A 20800-nucleotide genomic window follows, 5' to 3' on the forward strand; every position below is an offset into this window, starting at 1 on the left:
GCCCTTATGAAAAAGCTCGCGCTTTCTCTCGCACTGCTGGCCGGTACCGCCGCCGCAGCCAATGCCCAATCTACCCGCTTCGGCCTCAAAGCCGGCGTGAACTACACCACTTTCTCCGGCGATGGCGTGGAAGACGCCAAGTACAAGTTCGGCGCCGTGGGCGGCGTGGCCGCCAACTTCGGCTTCTCCGAGTCCCTGTCGCTCCAAACCGAGCTGCTCTACTCGCAGAAGGGCACCGAAATCAAGAACAGCAACTACAATTTCAAGCTGAACTACATTGAGCTGCCCATCATGTTCCGCTACACCCTGGCCGATGGCAAAGGCCCTTTCCTGCAGGCCGGCCCGCAGATTGGCTACCTGGCCAAGGTAAAGCTGTCGGACGGCGACGGCAACGAAATCAAACTCGACAACGACGCCTACCAAAACATCGCGCTGGGCTACGTGGCCGCCGTGGGCTACCAGCTCGAGTCGGGCCTCAGCATTGAAGGCCGCTTCAACGGCGACATCAACAGCGTGGGCAAAGACAACGACGTGAACGACCAGCAGCGCAACCGCGTGTTCTCGGTACAGTTGGGCTACATGTTTGGCGGCAAGTAATTTTGCTTGCTTTTTGAGAAGGCCCGGTGTCCATGTGGACGCCGGGCCTTTTCTTTTGCAAAAGGAAATTAATGGCTGAATAAATACAAGTTGTTATTTGGATGAAGTTTCCCCGTAGCTTTGCGCCGCATTTTTAATTTCATTCTCACTTTTTTTCTCCGCAACAATGAAAAAAGTTATCCTTTCCCTGGCCCTGGTGGCTGGTATTTCGGCCACGGCTTCGGCCCAGGCTACGTTCGGCGTGAAGGCCGGCGCTTCGCTCACCACCCTCGGCGGCCCCGATGCTTCGGGCTTCTCTAACAAGGTAGGCCTCAACGCTGGCGTGCTGGCCAACCTGGCCTTCGGCGACGCGCTGTCGCTGCAGCCCGAAGTGCTGTTTTCGATGAAAGGCGCTGCTGATTCGAACAACTCGAAAAACAAAATCAACCTCAACTACATCGACGTGCCGGTGATGCTGCAGTACAACGCCGACGGCCTGTTCTTCGAAGCTGGCCCGCAGGTGGGCTTCCTGGCCTCGGCCAAAGCCACCGATGGCACCAACGACGTGGATGTGAAAGACCAGCTCAACACCGTGGACTTCGGCTACGCCGTGGGCCTGGGCTACAAGCTCGAAACCGGTCCGATGATTGGCCTGCGCTACAACGGCGGCATCACCAGCATCGACAAGGAAGAGTCCGGCACCACCGCAGCCAAGATTCGCAACAACGCGTTCCAGCTGTACGTGGGCTTCATGTTCGGCGGCAAATAAGCTTCCCGAAGCTCCATTCATGAAAACCCCGGCCTTGCGTGCAAGGCCGGGGTTTTTTGTGGCCCGTAGGCCCGCAGTGGCGTAGCTTCGAGGCTTCATCTTTTTCTCTTATTCCTTTCCATGAAACCACACATTCTATCCCTTCTTTTGCTGCTGGCGGCTGGCACGGCCGCGCAGGCCCAGAGCGCCCCCCGGTTCGGCCTCAAAGCAGGCGTCAGCTCGGCCACCTACGCGGGCAAAGACAACACGGCGACGACGGCCAAAATCGGCGTCAACGCCGGCATCACCCTCAACCTTGGGCTCACCGACCAGCTTTCTATACAACCAGAAGTGCTGTTTTCGCAGAAGGGCACCAAGCTGAGCTATAATCAGGACAACAGCGACGTGACGGTGTTTCTGACCAATGGCAACGCCTTTGGCCGCAAGGGCTCGGGCACCTACACCCAAACGCTGAACTACCTCGACGTGCCGGTGCTGCTGCGCTACAACATTGGGCCGACCGACGGCGCCGGGTTTTTCGTGGAAGCTGGCCCGCAGGTGAGCTTCCTGCTCTCGCAGCGCGGCGAGGTGAGCGGCGACAAAGCCACCGTGGTACTGGCCGGCCCCACCCGCAACGACATCAACTCGCCCCGCACCGAGCTGCCGTGCTTCACGGTCGACAACACCACCGCCGACCTGAACACGACGACGTTTGGCTACGCGTTGGGCGTGGGCTACCGCTTCAGCAACGCGCTGAGCCTGAGCGCGCGCTACACCGGCGATTTTAGCCGGGCCTACAAGAGCGGCGAAGGCAAGGCCGAAGTCCTCAAGCCCTACCGCGACCCCAACGTCAAGTTCACGAACCCGGAAGTGCGCAACTCGGCGTTTCAGGTGCAGGTGGGCTACGTGCTGGGCGGCAACTAGGCGCCGCTTCGATTCTCCGTTTTGGCCCGGTGCTGCTTGCAGTGCCGGGCTTTTTTGTGCCCGACGGCCAGCCCTGGCCACGGCGCCCACAACCCCGGTAGCAGGTGGCGAGTATACGGCACACATTCGCATAACTCACACATAATCAGCTTCATCAAACCTTCATCTTTCCCCTTCCGTCATGAAGAAATGTATCATCACCTTTGCCTTACTGATGGGTGCCCTGGGGGCCGCTCGGGCCCAGCAGGCCACATCCATCGGCCTCACCGTGGCGTATGGCCGCGACCGGCTGCTGAACAACAACCAGTACACTTCGGCGGCCCATTCCGCCTATCAGGCGGGCCTCACGGCTAATGTCGGCCTTTCGGACCACTGGGCGTTTCACCCAGAGGTGCTGTATACCATGCGCTACTTCGACACCTCGAATGATGAAAGCCTGAACCGCGACATCAACACCATTGACGTGCCGCTGCTGGGCCGCTACCACGTGGGCGGCCTGTTTCTGGAGGCCGGCCCGGAAGTGAGCTTTCCCATCAAGGCTGTGAACGAAGACGCGGCCAACGTGAAGAGTGAGCTGAACGGCGTGGTGCTGAACTACGTGGCGGGCGTGGGCTACCGCTTCGGGCAGGGCCCTTCGCTGGGCGTGCGCTACGAGGGCGGCGCGTCCAACGTGTTCAAGAATGACGCCTCCACGGTGCTGGGCACGGGCAAGTTCAAGACCAGCTCGGTGTGGCTGGTGCTGGCCTACTCATTCGGTAGCTAAGGCTTTGCGGCGTTGGCTGATTTTCGCAAAAGCCCGGTTTCTATACCAGAAACCGGGCTTTTGGCGTTAAGCGGGCCGCAGTGCGAGGCCGGGCGTAGCTTTGCGGCTCCTACCATATCAGCAGAAATCATGAAGAAAATCGTTTCTACCCTGGCCCTGGTGGCCGGCCTGGCGGGCGCGGCGCAGGCCCAAAGCAACGTGTCGCTGGGCCTGAAGGCCGGGCCTTCCTACGCCTCGTTTGTGGGCAAGGACGCGGGCAGCCAGGAAGGCTTGTTTGGCTTTCACGCCGGCGCGTTTGCCAATATCGGCCTCAGTAGCCTTTTCGCGTTTCAGCCCGAAATCATCTATTCGCAGAAGGGCAGCAAGCCCAAGGACGTGACCGACGTGCGGTCGCGCGTGTCGTACCTGGATGTGCCCCTGTCCTTCCACGTCAACGCCGATGGGCTGTTTTTCGAGGCGGGGCCGCAGGTGGGTGTTCTGCTCGCGGCCAAATACGAATTCGGCAACGTGAGCACCGACGTGAAGGACCAGCTCAACAGCGTCGACTTCGGCTACCTCGTGGGCCTGGGCTACCAGCGCAAAACCGGCCCCGGCATTGGCCTGCGCTACAATGGCGGGCTGACCAACCTGCCCAAAGAAGTGACGGTGGGCAATACCACGGTCCAAAACCGTCTCCGCAACAGCGTTTTCCAACTGTACCTGACCTACTCGTTCGGCGGGTAATGACAAGCGTTAATTCCACGAAAAAGCCCGGCATCTGCGCAGATGCCGGGCTTTTTCGTTGGGGTGAGGTGTTATTGCGCCGCCGCGTAGTTGCGGTAGAAGTGCGGGATGGTTTCGATGCCCTTGAGGAAGTTGAACACGCCGAAGTGCTCGTTGGGCGAGTGGATGGCGTCGGAGTCGAGGCCGAAGCCGAGCAGGACGGTGTCGAGGCCCAGCTCCGACTTGAACATGGCCACGATGGGGATGGAGCCGCCGCCGCGCGTGGGCACCGGGCGCTTGCCGAAGGTGGTTTCCATGGCATCGGCGGCGGCGCGGTAGGCTACTGAATTGGTGGGCGTTACCACGGGCTCGCCGCCGTGGTGGGGGCGCACCTCCACCGTCACGCCCTGGGGCGCGATGCTGGAAAAGTGCTTCTGGAATTTCTCGGTGATTTCGGCCGAAGTCTGGTGGGGCACCAGGCGCATGGAAATTTTGGCGTGGGCCTGCGAGGCGATGACGGTTTTGGCGCCCTCGCCGGTGTAGCCGCCCCAGATGCCGTTCACGTCGAGCGTGGGGCGAATGCTGGTGCGCTCCATGCTGCTGTAGCCTTTTTCGCCGTAGCTGTCGGGCAGGCCGATGCTTTGCTTGAACTCCTCTTCCGAGAACGGGGCTTTGGCCATTTCGGCGCGCTCGTCGGCGCTCAGCTCGTCCACGTTGTCGTAGAAGCCAGGGATGGTGATATGGCCGTTTTCATCGTGCAGGCTGGCAATCATCTCGCACAGGGCGTTAATGGGGTTCTGCACGGCGCCGCCGTAGAGGCCGGAGTGCAGGTCGCGGTTGGGGCCGGTCACGGTCACTTCGTGGTAGCTCAGGCCACGCAGGCCCACCTCGATGCTGGGCACGTCGTTGGCCAGAATGCCGGTGTCGGAGATGAGGATGACGTCGGCCTTCAGCTTCTCCTTGTTCGCTTTCACGAAAATTTCGAGGTTGTTGGAGCCGATTTCCTCCTCGCCTTCGAACATGAATTTGATGTTGCAGGGCACGCCGCCCTGGCCGTCGCGCATCATCATTTCGAAGGCCTTGACGTGCATGTACACCTGGCCTTTGTCGTCACAGGCGCCGCGGGCGTAGATTTTCTCGTCCTTAATCACCGGCTCGAAGGGTGGCGAGGTCCACAGTTCGTAGGGGTCGGCGGGCTGCACGTCGTAGTGGCCGTACACGAGGACGGTTTTGGCCTCGGGGCTCACCATGTACTCGCCGTAGACGATGGGATTGCCGGCCGTGGGGCAGATTTCGACGTTCTGCACGCCGGCTTCTTCGAGGCGGGTTTTCAAGTAGTCAGCGGCCCGCAGCACGTCGGCGTGGAACTTGGGGTCGGCAGAAACCGATGGGATGCGGAGCCAGTCCATGAGCTCATCGAGGAAGCGGGTTTGGTTATCGGCGAGGTAATTGGCCATGCGGAGCGGAAGTTTAGAGGGGTTGGGAATGCGGCGGTAAAAGTAACGGACGCCGAGCGCCCCACTAAAACGCCTTTTGGTAGAAATGCTCTTTATCGAGAATGGCGGCAATGGCCTTGAGGTTGCGGCGCAGGTCGGCCAGCGGGGTGATGGTGCGCTGGTCGTAGCCACTCAGCACCCCATCGCCCCGCACGGGTGAGGCCAGCATCACCAGAAAGTCGCCGGGAGTGGCGTTGTTGGTGCCAAAGGGAGAGCCCAGCTTTTGGGTTTCCTCGTCGACGGTGAAATCAACGTAGCGCAAGTGCAGAATGAGCTCCTGCCCGACGGCCAGCCGCGGCGCTCCGCTGAAGGTGATGCCGAGGGTGTTGCCTATCGGCCCGGTTATCAGCCGCACGGCGACGGTTTCGGCGGGCCGGCCCTGCCAGGTTTCGGCTACCCGTATTTTGTAGTAAGAGTGGTAGCACACGCTGCGACTCGAATCGGTGACCAGACTCAGCACGGTGCCGTGCACCACTTGGTCGGCAAATAAAGAAGATTCCTCGTAGGGCGCCGGGCCATCGATGCGGATACGGCGTTCCAATTCGCGCAAATTGATGCCGACGCGCCGAAATTCCGCCTCTTTGGTTACGTCGATGCGTGCTTTGTAGTATCCATCGGCGGGCCGTTGGAGACCAGCCTTGTGCACTGCCGCCGCGAAGGCGGCCTTGTGCCGGGCCGCCGCTTCGTCGGAGCCGAAGGCGGCGCGGGCAGGCTGTTGGGCGCGGGCCGGCCGGGCCGCCAGCAGGCAGATGGACAGCAGCGCAAGCAGCAGTTGGGGTTTCATTGGGGAAAGTTACTGCCGCGCATCCAGCACCCACGCTTGTATCATCTTCTCGCCTACGCGCCAGGCGGCGGGCCAGGCGGCTTCCGGCGCCTCGAAGGTGAGCAGGTAGAGCGTGTCGGTTTTGGCGTTGGCCAGGGCCATTTGATACACAATGCGGGTAGCGGCCTCGGGCGGCGCTTCGCGGTAGCGCACCGTGCGCTTGTAGAATGGCCCCTCCACCGTGGCCGTTTTCTCCAATTGCGTCTGCCCGGAGCCGAAGCCGGCACGCATCATCAGCAGCTCGGCATAATCGGCGGCGGGGCGGCCGGTTTTGCCCTTGGCCTTGCGCACCACCTGCACCGAGAGCCCTTCCTGAAATTCGTCGTTTTCGTCGGTTTCTTCCGGCGTCAGGTAATACGTGGGCGCGCCCTTCTCGCCCGTCACTTTAAAGTACCAGCCCGTTGGCAGCGGCATGGCGGCCTTGATTTCGGGCAGCACCTGCCAGGTCCAGCCAGCGGGCATGGTGCCCAGGGGCACGTTGTATTGCTGGGCGCGGGCGGGCCCGGCCAAGGCCGAAAGCAGCAGTGTACAAAGAAGGAGTAAACGGAGCATAAGAACGTCATGCAGAGCGGAGCGAAGCATCTCGCGTACAACAGTACCCAATAATTAGCGGCGGCACGCGAGATGCTTCGCTCCGCTCTGCATGACGTTCTGGATGGCTCATCAATGCCCCTAAATGTTCGCATCCAGCCGCAGCTGGGTTATCATGGTTTCGCCCAGCTTCCAGGCCTGGGGCCAGTCTTTTTCGGGGCTTTCGAACAGCAGCAGGTAGAACGTGTCCGTCACGGTATTGGCAATGGCCCATTGCTGAATGATTTTGGGACCGGCCGGGCCGCTGGCCAGGCGGTAGCGCACCCCGTAGAGGCGCAACGGCCCCTGGGCTTTGCGGTCCTGGCTAAGCACCTGCTGCCCGGCGCCGCGCCCGCTTTTGGCCGAAAAGGCCTGGGCGTAGGCGTCGGCCGGTTGCCTGGTTTTGGTACTCATCCGCCGCACCACGTTCAGCGAAAGGCCCGTTTGGAACTGCTTGCCCGGTAGTATTCTTTCGCGGGTCAGGAAATAGGCCTGGGCGTCGCGGCTGGCTTCGGCTTTGTAGTTCCACACGTAGGGCAGCAGCACGGCGGCTTTCACCTCGGGCAGCGCCTGCCAATGGTAGCCAACGGGCGCTTCGGCTTGGCGCGCAGCAGCGGGCGGCGTTTGGGCGTGGGCCGGGCGCATGAGCAGCAGGCCACAAAAGGCAATAACGGCGGGACGTATCATCAGGCAACGCACGATAAGTGGAGCTTGCCTATACGATTGAGCCACTTGAAAGGCCATTTCGGACCGGCCAGCCTTCAGCGAGCCGGCGGCTGGGAGGCCAGCAGTTCTTCCAGCCGCTCGGCCTCGCGCTCAAGGCCAGCCAGGCGGGCTTCGAGCAGGCCCTGGGGACCGGCCCCGCAGGCATAGAGCAACTCCACTTCGGCTTCCTGCTCGAAGCGGCTTAGCCAGGCATCGGCCTGGGCAGGGAGCGGGTCGGGCCCGGTCCAGGCCCGGAGGGTGGGCAAGGCGGCCCGGCGCGCCTCGTAGCACCGGGCCTTGTCGCGCAGAATTTCCAGCTGGTACCGCAGCCCACGGATGCGGTGCTGGCATTTGCGCAACTGGTCCTGTATGGGCTTGGCGTTGGGCGGCAAGGGGGGCAGCGGCGGCAGGGCCGGCACGGGGGCATTCGTCGCCGGGTCGAAGCCCAGGTTTGCGGCGGCCAGGTTCAGGCGCATCTCGCGCGGCCAGTAGTCGCCGAGCAGCGGGGGCAGGCGCCGGCCGGTTTCGCCCTCGGCAATGCTGGAACGGGCCACGCCCAGCCAAGCCGCCAACTGCTCCTGGGTGAGGCCAAAAAATTTGCGGGTCGTGCTCATGCCGCAAATTGCGACATTTTCTGCTGCGACATTTTACATTGTCGACGGCAAAATTGTCGCAGGCTCGCTATCCATGGCCGACCGGCGGCGCGCCTGGGGCTCGGGCAGTTGAACGGTACCAGGCCCGCGCCAGCGGCAGGGCACGGCTTCCACACCATAGGCATTGGTGGCGACGGGCTGCGCCCACCGCACCGGTTTTTATTTGCGCCCAAACAGCGGCACGCGGCTTTCGGTGCCGGCGCGCAGGCGGCCGATGTTGGCCCGGTGGGTGTAGATGAGCAGGGCCGCCAGCACGAAGCCGACGTAGACCATAAACGGCTGCTGCGGCCGAAACGGGGGCAGCAGCTGCAGCAGCGCAAAGCTCACGCCCGCTGTCATGGAGGCCAGCGACACGTAGCGGAACAGCAGCAGCATTACCACAAAAATGCCCATGCACACGCCCACCGTGGCCGGCGCCACGCCCAGCATCATGCCCAGAATGGTGGCCACGCCCTTGCCACCCCGAAACTGCGCAAACACCGGGTAGATGTGCCCCACCACCGCCAGCACCCCGCAGGCCAGCTTGAAATATAGCTCGTGCTCGGGCGCAATGGCGCCGTAGGTCACCAGCAGCTTCGGCAGGAAATACGCCGCCACAAAGCCCTTGAGCGCATCCACCAGCAGCACCGCCGAGCCCGCCTTGGGGCCCAGCACCCGGAAGGTATTGGTGGCGCCGGCGTTGCCGGAGCCGTGCTCCCGAATGTCGGCTAGGTTGAAAAAGCGGCGACCCACCCACAGGGCCGTGGGAATGGAGCCCAGCAAATAGGCCACGACGAGGGCAAGGGCAATGTAGAGGATGGTCATGCGTGAGCGAGGATTGGGGCCATAAAGAACGTCATGCTGAGCTTGTCGAAGCATCTCTGCCGCGAGAGTAAATGGTTACTTCCCCGGTAGAGATGCTTCGACAAGCTCAGCATGACGTCTTGTTTTAGCGACTGTAGCCTCCTAGCTGTCGCCGAAGGGGTCGTTTTCGGCTTTCTTCTTGCGCTTTTCTTCCTCCTTCTTCTTTTTCTCCTCCTCCTTTTTCAGCTTTTCGGCTTCCTTGGCCTGGCGCTCGGCTTCTTTCTTGGCCTGGGCGGGGTCTGGCTCGGTGGCCGGAGCGTCGGCGGCGGGTTCGGCGGCTTTTTCCTTGGTTTTGGTTTTCTCCTTTTTCGGCTCCTCGGTGGCCGGGGCATCGGCGGCGGGTTCGGCAGCCTTCTCTTTGGTCTTGGTTTTTTCCTTCACCGGCGCGGGGGCCGGCTCGTCGATGGTGCCGTCGCCGAAGGGGTCGTTGTCCTTGGCCTTCTTCTTTTTCTTGGTGGGAGCTTCTTCCGCCGGCTGCGAGCCCGGGTTGGCGTTGGGGTCCGCGCCGAAGGCGTCCTCATCCTTGCTCTTTTTCTTCTTTTTCTTGTCCTCGAACACGTCAAAGTTGCCGGTGGAAACCGGGGCGGCCGGGCGCGCGGCCAGCTTGCCGGACTTGCCCAGGAAGTCTTTCTGGAAGTGCGAGCGGAAAGCGTCTACGTCGGAGAAATCGCCCAAGAACGTGCCGTAGCTGGTGGCCGTCTCGTAATCGCCCTTCTGCTTGCCGCCAATTTCGGCGTCGAAGCTCTCGCTCGACGACTTCGCCTTGAGCAGGTTGTTGGCGTACTTGAGGTAGTACCAGGTTTGCGGCTCGGGCTCGAGGTAGACTTCCACCACGTCGGTGGCGTTTTCGCGGTGAATTTCCACGTAGCCGTTCACCAGCGCATTCAGGGGCGTTTTGCCCACGCCGGCCAGGCCAATCTCGCCCACCGAGTACCAGGCGCGCTTCTTCTCGTTCCAGCGCAGGTTCACCTTGCTCAGCAGAATGGTGTGGGCCAGCTTGGGCGAGAGCTTCATGAGCGGGTCGGCGGCGCCGCGGTGGCCGGCGTAGCCTTCCACGCCCTTGTCGCCAATGAACTGGCCCAGCTTGTACAACTCGTTGGTAGAGCCGTCCTGGGCCTCGGCCGAGCCCTTGGTGACCTTCACCAGCTCAGCACCCATCACCTCCACGGCTTTGGGCGGCATGTTGATGTCGATGCCCAGCAGGGCGTCCACGGAGTAGCGGGCGCTGTCGGGGTTGGCCGTGCCCACGCCGCTGGCCACCATCTTGTAGTCTTTGGTGGAAGTGATGAACGTCATCGGCCCGCGGAAGCTGAGCGAGTTCGTCTCGTCGGTATAGGTGAGGGCGGCGCCTTCGTAGGCATTCACGTCGTCGAGGTCGCGGCGCGAAATGCTGTAAATGCCCTTTTTGTCGTCGTAGCGCAGCTCCCCGTCCACCTTGAACAGGGGCACGTCGGTGGGGTTGGGCACCGTGGCGGCGTAGAGCGGATACACTTTGTTGCTCTGGTCCGACACGAACAGACCCGTCACGAGCGGCGTGCCGTCTTCGGCCTTGATGTCTTTCAGGTTGAGGCTAAAATTCTTGGGGTCGATGGAGTCCTTCACCGCAATCCACTCGGCCGATTTCCGGTCTTTGCCAAACTGCAGCTGCACCTGGCCGTCGAAGGCAAAGCCGCGGCGCTGCGAGTTCAGCTGCACGTTGCCCCGGTAGCCGATGCGCGGCGTGAGCTGAAACTTGCTGTTGGCGTTCACCACGGCCGTGGCCAGGGTGGCGGGGCCCGCTTCCTCATCGGTCAGGTCCGATTCTTTTTTACGGCTCAGCAGGCCCTTTTTACCCTTGCCAGCGCCGGCCAGCACCGCGCCGGGGTCAGGCTCAAAGTTGGAAAAGCGCAGGGCTACCGAGTCGCGCGCCGTCTTAAACGTGTATTCGGCGGTGCCCGTGAAGGCCACCTTCGACAGCACCTCGATGCTGCCCTTGCTCAGGCGGTGGAACTTGGCCAGCGAATCGAGCACCACCGTGGCGTTCTTGAAGCGTCCAATCTTGCCGTTGGCGCCAATGTTTACCTTGCCCGAGTCGGGGTACACCCAGGCGTCGGCGGCGGCGATGTAGGGCACGCCGCCCACCTTCATCTGGTACTTGGCCAGGTCGTAGGTGGCCGTGGAGGCCTTAAACTTCAGGCCCTGCTGGTCGGGGTTGGTGGAGTAGAAGTACGACTTCGTGGAATCGGCATTGGCCGCCACGCGCAGCTTCACCTGCTTTTTCTTGAAGTCCCAGTGCCCGCCGCTCAGGGTGGTTTTGAACTTGGAATACGGCAGGTCGATGCTGGCCTTGCTGCCTTCTTCGCGCTTGAAGTCGGCGTAGCCTTTCTGCAGGTTGTAGTCGAACGCCACGTCGTTGGCCGTAAGGGCCGGCTTGTTGGCCTCGGCCGATTTCACGCTCAGCGAGGCCTTGCGGCCCGAGTAGCTGTCCGACTTGAAGGTGAATTCCGGCGACTTAATGAACGACTGCGGCCCATCGAGGCGGCCGTCGCCGCCGGCATTCTTGGGCGTCAGCAGCGCAGTGCCTTTGAAGTTGTAGGCCGTGGTGGTCTTGGTTTTGGGGTCGAGGGCCGAGTAGAGGCGAATGGCTTCGCCGCTGGCCGGCGTGGTCAGGTACATCGAGTCCTGCCGCACCTTCCAGTTCATGAGGTAGCCGGCAGGCAGGTTCATCTTCGGAATGTCGGCCCCGTCGGCCTTCTTCGCCGCGATGGCGCCCGTCTTGCCCACGGCCACCACCGAGTCGCGGTAGAACACGAAGCTGTTCGAGGTAAACGTGCCGGACTGGTAGTTCACCTGGCCGTCGGCCTGCAGGCCCTTGCCATCCATCTTCACCTTATTGAATACCCGGCCCCGGCCCTTATACAGCGGGAAGCCGTCTTTGGGCACGTCGTACACGAAGCCCAACGAGCCGTCGGGCTGCACCGTGAGCTTGGTTTTGATGTCGGGAATGATGCCGCCGCTGCGGAACGTGCCATCGAAGCCCGACGCCGCCTTGCCGATGCCGTTGAGCGAATCGAGCTTAAACGGCGGAATGTCGAACACCAACGTTGAGTCGTAGGCCCCGCCCAGCACGTCCTGCTTGCCGAAGTACACGTTGGCCCCGCTCTTGGAGTCGAAGGACGGGTACTGCGGTTTTTTCTTGCGGCCCGACTTGTTCTTGGGGTCGTTCAGATACAGGCGGCCCGTCGAGACTTTGCCTTTGTTGGTGAGGGCAAAGTCGGCCCGCTTGCCGGTGGGCTTGCCCTTGGCATCCTTGGCTTCGCTGCGAATGACGATGGAGTCAATCTTGGCCATGTCGACGTAGAAACCGTCGTAGTCGAACTTAAACTCGCGCCCCTTGAAGCGCATGGCCGAGGCCACCACCGTGCCGCTGAAATCGATGTTGCGGTTTTTCTTGATGCGGATGATGGAGCTGTCCGGCTTCACAAACACCGTGGCCGAGTCGTCGGAAAAGTTGAACCGGTCCACGCCGCGCACCAGCAGCTCGTTGGTGTTCAGGTTGAGCGTGGCGTTGCGGCCCGAGCCCGACAAGGACTTGATGGCGATGTGGTCGTAGTCCTTCTTGTCGCGGGCCGAAGCCACGTAGTGGAAGCCCTTGGGCAGAATGGTCACCTCGCCGGTTTGGGGGTTCCAGCTCACGTAGCCGTCGCGGGTGAGGCCCGACGCGGCGCTCCGCATGTTGCCTTCCGAGGTTTGGAGGTCGCGAGCCAGGTCGCTCACGTTGATGGTTTTGGCGTTGCCGTGGGCCTGGCTGTAGCCCACCAGCATCTGCAGCGGGTGCAGCCGGTTGATGCTTTTGAGCTGCTGGTAGCGGTTGTTGGTAAAGAATTCCTTGCTCTCAAAATCGGCCGACTGCTGGTTTTTCGACGACAGCACCTCAAAGTCGACCGTGGGCTGGCGCAGGTTCCAGGTCAGGGCCTGCGTCCGGATTTCCATCTGGTGGTAGGAGTCGCTGTAGGGCGTGTTTTTATACAGGCCTTCCTCGCGCGAGAGCTTCAGCTGCTGCTTGCCCTTGTTGTACTTGAGCTGGGCGCCGGGGTGCGTCACCGAGTCTTTGGCGCCCTGGTAGATGGTGATGGCGGCGCGGCTGGCCGTAATCAGCGAGTCGCCCAGCACATAGGCCCGCGACGCGGCTTTAAACTTGGGCTTGCCGTCGAGGCTCACCGTGAGGTTGGACAGCGAGCCGTCGAGGGCCGCGCTGAGGACCCGGCCGCCCGCCATCGACAGGCCACCGCGGTAGGTGATGTTGTCGCCCAGGCTTTTGATGCGGGCGTCGTTGGTGAGGGAGATGAAGCGCGGGTAGCCGTTGTCGGTCACGCCGGGCTTGCGGCGCACGGCTTTGTAGCTGAGGGCGCCTTTCACGGGGGCTTCCAGCAGGGCCGGGTAGGTCAGGGTCACGGGCTGGGCCGTGAACTCCGGCTTGGTCATGTCGAAGTCGAACCCCGCCAGGTCGGCCGTCACCAGGTTGGTCTTGATGGACCATACAAACTGCCCACCGGTGGCAATGAAGCGGTTGGAATTGGGCACGGCCGTGCCGCTCACCTTCTTGATAAACACCGAATCACCGGCCGAAGCAATGAACAGGTCGGCATCCTTAATCACCATGACCGCCCCGCGCGCCGGCGGAGCCAGGTACTCCTCATATGGCGCGGCCGAGGGCGTGAAGCCGGTAGTGGGCGTCTCAAAATCGGCAGCTTTGGCCGCCACTTCCGAGGCCGAAGGCGTCTTGGCTGCCGCCGGGCTGGCTTTAGCGGCTGGCGCGGCTTTGGCCACGGGCTTTTTGGCGGGCGCCTTCTTTTTCACGGGCGCACCCCAGCCGTCGTCGGCGTCGCCCCAGCCCCCGCCCGAGGGCGACGACCACAAATCGGCGGTGTCCCAGCCGCTGCTGCTGGCTTTTTTCTTGGGGGCCGGCTTAGGCGCGGCTTTGGCCACGGGCTTGGCGGCCGGCTTTTTGGCGGCCGGTTTGGGCGCAGCGGGCAGGGGCTCTTCTTTCGGAGCCGGCGCAGCCGTTCCGAAATCGAGGTTGGAAACCGGCGCGGCAATGGGCGAATAGGCAAACGACACCGTGCCGCCCACGGCGCGCAGGGTGTTGTAGCCCGTTTTGTAGAGGTAGCCGCCGTTGAGGAAGCGGTTGGTGGACGTGATGAACTTCTCGGTTTCGGTGGGTGCCTCCTTGTCCAGGGTCTGGCCCAGCACGTCGAGGTACTGGTCCATTTGCGCGTCGCTGAGCTTGGCCTTGGTGGCGCCGCCCACAATGGCCCCAAACAGGCTCTCGAAGTGCGGCCGGGGCCGGAAGTGCTTGGCCAGCATGGTTTGCGACAGCGCCACGATGCGCGCCTGCTGCGACGAGGTGAGGCGGTTGCTGCCCCACAGCTCTTTGAGGCGCGCGGCACTGGCCATGGCCGCAGCATTCTTGGTGCTGGCCATCATGCTTTGCACGTCGGCGATGTACTGGAGCGGGTCGGTGGCCAGCTTGCCCACCTGGTAGCGCGGGGCCGCAGGCGGGGGCGTGCCCGGAGCCGCCGCTTTCGTCTGGGCCTGCGCCGCTGAGTAGCTGCCCAGCACCAGGCCCAGCCAGGCCGTTAGAATAATATATGGCTTCATAAAGTCTGTTTTCTGTGATAACGGCGTGTGGTGCAAGCCCGGGCCGGCCCGCAATGCCGGTCGCATCACGCCTCGCCCACTGATTTCGCGGCCGCCTCCTTCAACGACGCGGCCACCGCCCCACGGGCTGCTTTTTTGAACGCAAACACCTGGCACGAAGGATAGTGCCCGGCTTTGCACCCAAAAACCCGGTACAAGTTAGGCAGAATCAAAAAATCAATCTACCGCCCCCTGCCACTTAAGCACGATACCCGCTGACTATCAATTACATTACCAGCAAGGTGCGGTTGCACGCCCTTGCCATAGTTCACTTTTGAACAGATGCATGGGCCTGAACCAGGCCGTGGCTTTCTGAAGTGCGGCCGCCCGGACCCGGCAGCTGTTTGCCGCCACGCTTTACATTTGGCGCATGACCACTGCACCCATTCGCACCGCTTTGCTGGCCTACGGCATGTCGGGCAAGCTTTTCCAGGCTCCTTTCCTCACGGCGCACGCCGGCTTCGACCTCGTGGGCGTGGTGGAGCGCACCGAGCAGCGCATGCACCGCGACTACCCCGGCATCCGCAGCTACCCCAGCGTGGCCGAGCTGCTGGCCGACCCCAGCCTGGAGCTGGTGGTGGTGAACACGCCCAGCAACACCCACTTCGACCTGGCCAGCCAGGCCCTGCGCGCCGGCAAGCACGTGCTGCTCGAAAAGCCCGTGGCCACCTCCGTGGCCCAGTTGCAGGAGCTACTGGCGCTGGCCCGGCAGGCCGGCCGCCACCTGCTGGCCTACCACAACCGTCGCTGGGACACCGACTTCGGCGCCGTGCGCCGCGTGGTGGAAAGCGGGCAGCTGGGCCAGCTCATCGAAGCGCATTTCCGCTTCGACCGCTACAAGCCCGCCCTCAACGCCAAGAAATTCAAAGAAGAAGCGCTGCCCGGCAGCGGCCTGCTCTATGACCTGGGCCCGCACCTCATCGACCAGGCCATCAGCCTGTTTGGCCAGCCGCTGAGCTTCCACAAAACCGCGGGCCACTACCGCACCGACACGCAGGTCGACGACTACTTCTCGCTGCACCTGCGCTACCCGCAGGGCCTGAATGTGTGGCTGACCTCCGGCCTGCTCATCGCCGACCCGGTGCCGGCCTACGTGCTACACGGCACCCAAGGCAGCTACCAGAAAGGCCGCACCGACCCGCAGGAACCTCAGCTACTGCAAGGCATGTCGCCGCTGGCGCCCGAATACGGCCGCGAAAAACCCGGCGAAGAAGGCCGCCTGACCGTGGCCGGCCCCGATGGCGCGCTCACGACCCAACCCGACGCCGCCGCGCCCGGCAACTACCTCGGTCTGTTCGACGCCGTGCAGCAAGCCATTCGGCACAACGCCCCCTACCCTATTCGGGAGGACCAGCTGCTGTGGCAAAACGAGCTGCTGGAGGCACCCGCCGCCTGGGATTTCCGGAAATAGCGGCTCCTGCCCTACTGCGCGGCCACGGCCTGCAGCTCCTGCACCAAATCGGCGGAACCCACAAACAGGGGCGCGCGCTGGTGCAGGTCGGAAGTGGGGTGCACGTCGAGCACCACGTCGGCGCCGGTCACGGCCATGCCGCCTGCCTGCTCAATGATGAAAGCCAGCGGGTAGCCCTCGTAGAGCAGGCGCAGCTTGCCGGCCGGCTTCTCCACGGTGGGCGGGTAGAGGTAAATGCCGCCCGTGAACAGGTTGCGGTGGTAGTCGGCCACCAGCGAGCCCACGTAGCGGGCCGTGAGGCGGCGCTCCTTGCAAGTGGTGAGGAAGGTGCGCACAAACTCCGGGTAGTCGAACCAGTTGCCCTCGTTGCAGCTGAACACCGGCCCTTGGCGCGGAATCTTGATGTCGGGGTGCGAGAGGAAGAATTCGCCCAGCGAGTTTTCGTAGGTGAAGCCCGCCACGCCGTGCCCGGTGGTGTACACCAGCATGGTGCTGGAACCATACAGGATGTAGCCCGCGGCCACCTGCGCCCGGCCGCCCTGCAGAAAATCCTCCTTGCGGGCCGGGCCGCCAATGCGCGACACGCGGCGGTAGATGCTGAAAATGGTGCCGATGCTCACGTTCACGTCGATGTTCGAGGAGCCGTCGAGCGGGTCGATGGCCACCACGTACTTGCCGTGCCGGTTGCCGGTTTCGATGATGTGCTCGTCTTCTTCCGAAAGCACGGCGCAGGCCTCGCCGCCGTTGGTGAGGGCCCGAATGAAGCGGATATTGGCTTCCATGTCGAGCTTTTGCTGGTGCTCGCCCTGCACGTTTTTCTCGCCCATGGCCCCGGTGATGCGCGACAGGCCGGCGCGGTTGATTTCGCGATTCACGATTTTGCCGGCCAGCGCAATGTCGCGCAGCAGCTGGCTTAGTTCGCCGGTGGCGTAGGCAAATTCGGCTTCTTTGCGCTTGATGTAGCGCTCCAGGGTGGTGCCAACGGGCGTGGCAAGCGTGTTTTCGGTGGCTTGGGCTTGGGACATGGGTTTTAAACTGTCGGATATACGGCGCAAAAGCCGCGTCATGCAGAGCGCAGCGAAGCATCTCGCGCGCAGTGGTAACTCAATCGATTGGATTACTCCAGCACGCGAGATGCTTCGCTGCGCTCTGCATGACCGGTTAGCTGGCTTGTTTCTGGGCCTGCCACAGCACCACCTGCCAGCCTTTTTTCTTGTCCTTGATTTGCACCACCACGTATTTGATGCGTGCCACGCTGGTGCTGCCGTCGGCCTGCGGCGGCGAGGTGATGCGAATGGTGCCGTTCACCACGGCCGTCCGGCCGTCGTTGTAAGGCCGCACGTTCAGCGCATCGATATCAATTTTGCCGTATTGGCTTTTGCCGTCTTTGATGCTCTGAATGTATTCGGCCTTGGTGTTTTGCACGCCGCTGCCGTGGGTATACACCAAGTCGTCGGCAAAGGCCTTTTCCAAAAAGGCATAATCCTTCTTCACCTGCGCCGCAAAGCGCTGACGTTCCAGAGCTTCGATTTCCGTTACCACAGCTGCGGCTTTGGGGCCGGGCGCCTGGGCAAGGGCAAGCAAGGGCAAGGCCAGCAGGATTGCCAGCAACAAAGGGAGCTTTTTCATGTCCGAAATGGGGTTGTTATTCGTCGTCGAGCTTGATGGGCTCCATGCGCGGCACCAGCGTAAACATCAGCACCCAAGCCAGCAGGTAGGCCGCGCCGCAGATGAAGAACATGATGTAATACGCCTTGTCAATCTGCCCGATGCTCTCGAAATGCACGAACATGCGCTTCTGCACCAGCGCCGTGAGGGCAATGCCGCCCAGGCCGCCGGCCATGCCGCCAATGCCCGTGACGGAGCCCACGGCCCGCTTCGGGAACATGTCCGACACGGTGGTGAAGATGTTGGCGCTCCACGCCTGGTGGGCCGCCGCCGCAATGCCAATCACCAGCACCGCCAGCCACATGTTCAGCCCGCCCAGCCACTGCGCAAACACGATGGGAAACACGCAGAAGGCAATGACCAGCATGGCCGTCTTGCGGGCCTTGAACGCGGGCATGCCGCGCTTCATAAAGCTCAGCGGCAGGTAGCCGCCGCCCACGCTGCCAATGCTCGACAGCACGTACACCGCCGCTACCGGCAGGGCAATATCGGTGCCTTTCAGACCGTATTGCTTGCCCAGAAAATCCGGCAACCAGAACAGGTAGAACCACCAGATGGGGTCCGTGAGGAACTTGCCAATGACGAAGGCCCAGGTTTGACGGAAGCCCAGCAGGATGGCCCACGACGCCTTGGGCTTTTCTTCGGTCACGCCCTCGGCAGGCAGTCCCGCGGGAATGTCAGCGTTGATGTAGTCAAACTCTGCTTTCGACAAGCGCGCGTGCTTGGCGGGCGTTTCGTAGAAATACATCCACAGCACCAGCCACACAAACCCCAGCGCGCCCGTGATGATGAAGGCCCACTTCCAACCAATGGTTTCGGCAATGAGCGGCACGGTGAGCGGCGCCACAATGGCGCCCACGTTAGAGCCCGAGTTGAAAATGCCCGTGGCCAGGGCCCGCTCCCGCTGCGGAAACCACTCGGCCGTGGTCTTGATGGCGGCCGGGAAGTTGCCGGCCTCCGTGATGCCCAAAAAGCCGCGCGCAATGCCGAAGCCAAACGTGCTGCTCACCAGCGCGTGGCCCATGGCGGCCACGCTCCACAGGGCCGTAGACAGGGCGTAGCCCAGCTTCGTGCCCAGCTTGTCAATGATGCGGCCGGCGCCCACCATGCCCACGGCATAGGCCAGCTTGAAGGCAATTTCGATGTTGGCGTAGTCGCCCGCGTTCCAGTGAAACTCGGTTTCGAGATAGGGCTTCAGCAGCGAGATAACGGCCCGGTCGAGGTAGTTGATGGTGGTGGCGAAAAACACCAGGCCGCAAATGGTCCAGCGAAATTTGCCCATCACGGCGTTGGCCGTGGCCAGTGGAGATTCAGGCGGCGCCTGAGCGGAAGTTGGATTCATCGAGTTCGGGAATTTGAAACCAGGGCACTACTCGGAAACTACCCACAAGCGCGCTCAACGCGCCCGCGGAAACTATTTTTTTAGGCCGTCGACCACCTGCATCAGCTGGCCGATGCTGGCGGATAGCGCGGCCGTATCGTCGGCATTTTTGAAGAGTTGCGAGCCCATGCCCACGGCATTCACCCCGGCGCCAAACCAGGCGCTGAGACTGGCTTCGGTAGGCTCCACGCCGCCCGTCACCATGAGCTTGATGTGGGGCATGGGGCCGCGCAGGGCCTTCACGTAGTCGGGCCCCACCACGTTGCCGGGGAAAATTTTCACCACGGCCGCGCCGAACAGGCTGGCGTGGTAAATTTCGGTGGGCGTCATGGCGCCGGGCAACCACGGAATGTTGCGGGTGCGACACACATCGGCCACTTCGGCCGTGGCACAGGGCTGCACCACAAATTCGGCGCCCGCTACAATAAATTTTGCGGCTTCCTCAGCCGTGTAAATCGTGCCAATGCCCAGAATCATCTCCGGGCACTGCTCGGCTACGAAAGCCTGCAGCTGCTCAAACACCTCCAGCGCCTTCTCGCCCCGGTTCACGAACTCAAACACGCGGATGCCGCCGACGTAGCAGGCCTGCAGAATGCGCTGGGCATAGGCCACGTCGGCGTGGTAGAATACGGGCACCACCGGGTAGCGGAGCAGCGTGGCAAGGGTTTCGTCGGCAGAGTGTCGGGGCATGTTTTTAAATCAGAGCGGTAAAAGGAACGTCATGCTGAGCGCAGCCGAAGCATCTCTACCGCGCAAGTAATGTAATTAGTATTGAGGTAGAGATGCTTCGACTGCGCTCAGCATGACGTTCTACTGTTCGTTGTTGATAACCTAGCGCAGCAACCGGCCGCTGGTGTTGCCTTTCATGATTTCTTCCACTTCGGCTACTGTCACCAGGTTCACGTCGCCGTGCACGGTGTGCTTCAGGGCCGAAGCCGCTACGCCGAAGGTAAGCGCCTGCTGGGGGTTGGTGTAGGCCAGCGAGCCGTAGATGAAGCCGGCCATGAAGGCATCGCCCCCGCCAATGCGGTCCACGATGGGGTTGATGTCGTAAGTGACGGTTTCGAGGAACTGCTGGCCGTCGTAGTAAATGCCTTTCAGGCCGTTGTGCGAGGCGCTGTGCGTTTTGCGACGCGTGGTGATGACCTGCTTGATTTGCGGAAACCGCGCCATCACCTGCCGGGCCACCGACACGAACTTATTATCGGTGCCGGGCTCGGGCACGATGCCGAACAGGTCTGCCGCGTCGTTTTCCGAACACACCACCACGTCGCAGCCCTGCACCAATTCCGACATCACGGCCTGAGCCGTTTGGCCGTACTGCCACAGGTTGCGGCGGTAGTTCACGTCGGCCGACACGGTGATGCCCAGGCGGCGCGCGGCGGCAATGGCCTGGCGCGTGGCCTCGGCCGTGCTGGCCGAAATGGCGGGCGTGATGCCCGTCCAGTGCAGCCAGCCGGCATCTTTCAGGATTTCATCCCAGTTGAAGGCGGCCGGGTCGAGGTGGGCGAAGGCGGAGTTGGCGCGGTCGTATACCACCTTGCTCGGGCGCATCCCTGCCCCCACTTCCAGAAAATACAGCCCGAGGCGGTCGCCCTGGTACACGGTGGCGTCCATGTTCACGCCCAGGGCGCGAAACTGCTGAGCGGCGGCGTGGCCCAGGTCGTTGGCCGGGAAGCAGGTGACGTGGGCGGCCGGCACCCCAAAGCCAGCGAGCGAAGCGCCCACATTGGCGTCACCGCCGCCGTAGACAATTTCGAGGCTTTGCGTTTGGGCGAACCGGTAGTTCAGCGGCGGCGACAGCCGCATCATGATTTCGCCGAACGTGACAACTTGCTTCATGCTTGGGGGACTTTGG

Annotated in this window: 18 protein-coding genes; 6 read left to right on the forward strand and 12 right to left on the reverse strand. The window is 62.5% G+C overall.

Features of this window, described 5'->3' with window-relative positions; all coding sequences use genetic code 11:
• Positions 1-6: 6 nt before the first annotated feature.
• The 5 genes from MUN81_RS20090 to MUN81_RS20110 all read left to right on the forward strand — a co-directional run bounded on the left by MUN81_RS20090 (position 7) and on the right by MUN81_RS20110 (position 3734).
• On the forward strand, positions 7-597 hold the full coding sequence (locus tag MUN81_RS20090) for a porin family protein (protein ID WP_245113760.1): 591 nt from the start codon (positions 7-9) through the stop codon (positions 595-597).
• Positions 598-763: 166 nt separating this feature from the next.
• Positions 764-1345 carry a porin family protein gene (locus tag MUN81_RS20095; RefSeq protein WP_245113762.1) on the forward strand — a complete coding sequence of 194 codons (582 nt, stop codon included), beginning with the start codon at positions 764-766 and terminating at the stop codon, positions 1343-1345.
• Between the two features lie 120 nt (positions 1346-1465).
• A complete protein-coding gene (locus tag MUN81_RS20100; RefSeq protein ID WP_245113764.1) occupies positions 1466-2248 on the forward strand; it encodes a porin family protein in 783 nt (260 codons plus the stop codon).
• Between the two features lie 181 nt (positions 2249-2429).
• Complete coding sequence (locus tag MUN81_RS20105) at positions 2430-3011, forward strand: porin family protein (protein WP_245113765.1); 582 nt, start codon at positions 2430-2432, stop codon at positions 3009-3011.
• Positions 3012-3140: 129 nt separating this feature from the next.
• On the forward strand, positions 3141-3734 hold the full coding sequence (locus MUN81_RS20110; RefSeq protein ID WP_245113767.1) for a porin family protein: 594 nt from the start codon (positions 3141-3143) through the stop codon (positions 3732-3734).
• Positions 3735-3805: 71 nt separating this feature from the next.
• On the opposite strand, the gene MUN81_RS20115 is transcribed toward MUN81_RS20110, so the two are convergent.
• The 7 genes from MUN81_RS20115 to MUN81_RS20145 form a co-directional block, all read right to left on the reverse strand.
• Positions 3806-5170, reverse strand: coding sequence for a dipeptidase (locus tag MUN81_RS20115; RefSeq protein WP_245113768.1), 1365 nt, complete (start codon positions 5168-5170; stop codon positions 3806-3808).
• Positions 5171-5234: 64 nt separating this feature from the next.
• Complete coding sequence (locus tag MUN81_RS20120; protein ID WP_245113770.1) at positions 5235-5993, reverse strand: hypothetical protein; 759 nt, start codon at positions 5991-5993, stop codon at positions 5235-5237.
• 9 nt (positions 5994-6002) lie between these two features.
• Complete coding sequence (locus MUN81_RS20125) at positions 6003-6584, reverse strand: hypothetical protein (RefSeq protein ID WP_245113772.1); 582 nt, start codon at positions 6582-6584, stop codon at positions 6003-6005.
• A gap of 120 nt (positions 6585-6704) precedes the next feature.
• Positions 6705-7289, reverse strand: a complete 585-nt coding sequence (locus MUN81_RS20130) for a hypothetical protein (protein ID WP_245113774.1) — start codon at positions 7287-7289, stop codon at positions 6705-6707.
• A gap of 74 nt (positions 7290-7363) precedes the next feature.
• Positions 7364-7921 (reverse strand): hypothetical protein, encoded by a 558-nt coding sequence (locus MUN81_RS20135; RefSeq protein ID WP_245113776.1) that lies wholly within the window; start codon positions 7919-7921, stop codon positions 7364-7366.
• 198 nt (positions 7922-8119) lie between these two features.
• Positions 8120-8764: a glycerol-3-phosphate 1-O-acyltransferase PlsY gene (plsY, locus tag MUN81_RS20140; protein ID WP_245113777.1), complete on the reverse strand. Its 645-nt coding sequence runs from the start codon at positions 8762-8764 to the stop codon at positions 8120-8122.
• Positions 8765-8905: 141 nt separating this feature from the next.
• Positions 8906-14443, reverse strand: a complete 5538-nt coding sequence (locus MUN81_RS20145) for a hypothetical protein (RefSeq protein ID WP_245113779.1) — start codon at positions 14441-14443, stop codon at positions 8906-8908.
• 409 nt (positions 14444-14852) lie between these two features.
• Here MUN81_RS20145 and MUN81_RS20150 point away from each other — a divergent pair, with 409 nt between their 5' ends.
• Complete coding sequence (locus MUN81_RS20150) at positions 14853-15893, forward strand: Gfo/Idh/MocA family oxidoreductase (RefSeq protein ID WP_245113781.1); 1041 nt, start codon at positions 14853-14855, stop codon at positions 15891-15893.
• An 11-nt stretch (positions 15894-15904) separates the two neighbouring features.
• On the opposite strand, the gene fbp is transcribed toward MUN81_RS20150, so the two are convergent.
• From fbp to MUN81_RS20175, 5 genes are all read right to left on the reverse strand, one after another.
• Positions 15905-16918, reverse strand: coding sequence for a class 1 fructose-bisphosphatase (gene fbp / locus MUN81_RS20155; RefSeq protein WP_245113783.1), 1014 nt, complete (start codon positions 16916-16918; stop codon positions 15905-15907).
• A gap of 136 nt (positions 16919-17054) precedes the next feature.
• On the reverse strand, positions 17055-17522 hold the full coding sequence (locus tag MUN81_RS20160) for a nuclear transport factor 2 family protein (RefSeq protein WP_245113791.1): 468 nt from the start codon (positions 17520-17522) through the stop codon (positions 17055-17057).
• A 16-nt stretch (positions 17523-17538) separates the two neighbouring features.
• Positions 17539-18903 (reverse strand): MFS transporter, encoded by a 1365-nt coding sequence (locus MUN81_RS20165; protein WP_245113792.1) that lies wholly within the window; start codon positions 18901-18903, stop codon positions 17539-17541.
• A gap of 72 nt (positions 18904-18975) precedes the next feature.
• Complete coding sequence (locus tag MUN81_RS20170; protein WP_245113794.1) at positions 18976-19632, reverse strand: bifunctional 4-hydroxy-2-oxoglutarate aldolase/2-dehydro-3-deoxy-phosphogluconate aldolase; 657 nt, start codon at positions 19630-19632, stop codon at positions 18976-18978.
• A 141-nt stretch (positions 19633-19773) separates the two neighbouring features.
• A complete protein-coding gene (locus tag MUN81_RS20175; protein WP_245113795.1) occupies positions 19774-20784 on the reverse strand; it encodes a sugar kinase in 1011 nt (336 codons plus the stop codon).
• Between the last annotated feature and the right edge of the window lie 16 nt (positions 20785-20800).

The sequence above is a fragment of the Hymenobacter sp. 5317J-9 genome (assembly GCF_022921075.1).
GTDB lineage: Bacteria > Bacteroidota > Bacteroidia > Cytophagales > Hymenobacteraceae > Hymenobacter.

Bases quoted from the DNA above. Each gene is read 5' to 3' on its own strand.
- fbp (WP_245113783.1), bottom strand. From the start codon at position 16,918: ATGTCCCAAGCCCAAGCCACCGAAAACACGCTTGCCACGCCCGTTGGC.
- MUN81_RS20160 (WP_245113791.1), bottom strand. From the start codon at position 17,522: ATGAAAAAGCTCCCTTTGTTGCTGGCAATCCTGCTGGCCTTGCCCTTG.
- MUN81_RS20120 (WP_245113770.1), bottom strand. From the start codon at position 5,993: ATGAAACCCCAACTGCTGCTTGCGCTGCTGTCCATCTGCCTGCTGGCG.
- MUN81_RS20175 (WP_245113795.1), bottom strand. From the start codon at position 20,784: ATGAAGCAAGTTGTCACGTTCGGCGAAATCATGATGCGGCTGTCGCCG.
- MUN81_RS20115 (WP_245113768.1), bottom strand. From the start codon at position 5,170: ATGGCCAATTACCTCGCCGATAACCAAACCCGCTTCCTCGATGAGCTC.
- MUN81_RS20135 (WP_245113776.1), bottom strand. From the start codon at position 7,921: ATGAGCACGACCCGCAAATTTTTTGGCCTCACCCAGGAGCAGTTGGCG.
- MUN81_RS20170 (WP_245113794.1), bottom strand. From the start codon at position 19,632: ATGCCCCGACACTCTGCCGACGAAACCCTTGCCACGCTGCTCCGCTAC.
- MUN81_RS20100 (WP_245113764.1), top strand. From the start codon at position 1,466: ATGAAACCACACATTCTATCCCTTCTTTTGCTGCTGGCGGCTGGCACG.
- MUN81_RS20145 (WP_245113779.1), bottom strand. From the start codon at position 14,443: ATGAAGCCATATATTATTCTAACGGCCTGGCTGGGCCTGGTGCTGGGC.
- MUN81_RS20130 (WP_245113774.1), bottom strand. From the start codon at position 7,289: ATGATACGTCCCGCCGTTATTGCCTTTTGTGGCCTGCTGCTCATGCGC.
- MUN81_RS20125 (WP_245113772.1), bottom strand. From the start codon at position 6,584: ATGCTCCGTTTACTCCTTCTTTGTACACTGCTGCTTTCGGCCTTGGCC.
- MUN81_RS20095 (WP_245113762.1), top strand. From the start codon at position 764: ATGAAAAAAGTTATCCTTTCCCTGGCCCTGGTGGCTGGTATTTCGGCC.
- MUN81_RS20090 (WP_245113760.1), top strand. From the start codon at position 7: ATGAAAAAGCTCGCGCTTTCTCTCGCACTGCTGGCCGGTACCGCCGCC.
- MUN81_RS20110 (WP_245113767.1), top strand. From the start codon at position 3,141: ATGAAGAAAATCGTTTCTACCCTGGCCCTGGTGGCCGGCCTGGCGGGC.
- plsY (WP_245113777.1), bottom strand. From the start codon at position 8,764: ATGACCATCCTCTACATTGCCCTTGCCCTCGTCGTGGCCTATTTGCTG.
- MUN81_RS20105 (WP_245113765.1), top strand. From the start codon at position 2,430: ATGAAGAAATGTATCATCACCTTTGCCTTACTGATGGGTGCCCTGGGG.
- MUN81_RS20165 (WP_245113792.1), bottom strand. From the start codon at position 18,903: ATGAATCCAACTTCCGCTCAGGCGCCGCCTGAATCTCCACTGGCCACG.
- MUN81_RS20150 (WP_245113781.1), top strand. From the start codon at position 14,853: ATGACCACTGCACCCATTCGCACCGCTTTGCTGGCCTACGGCATGTCG.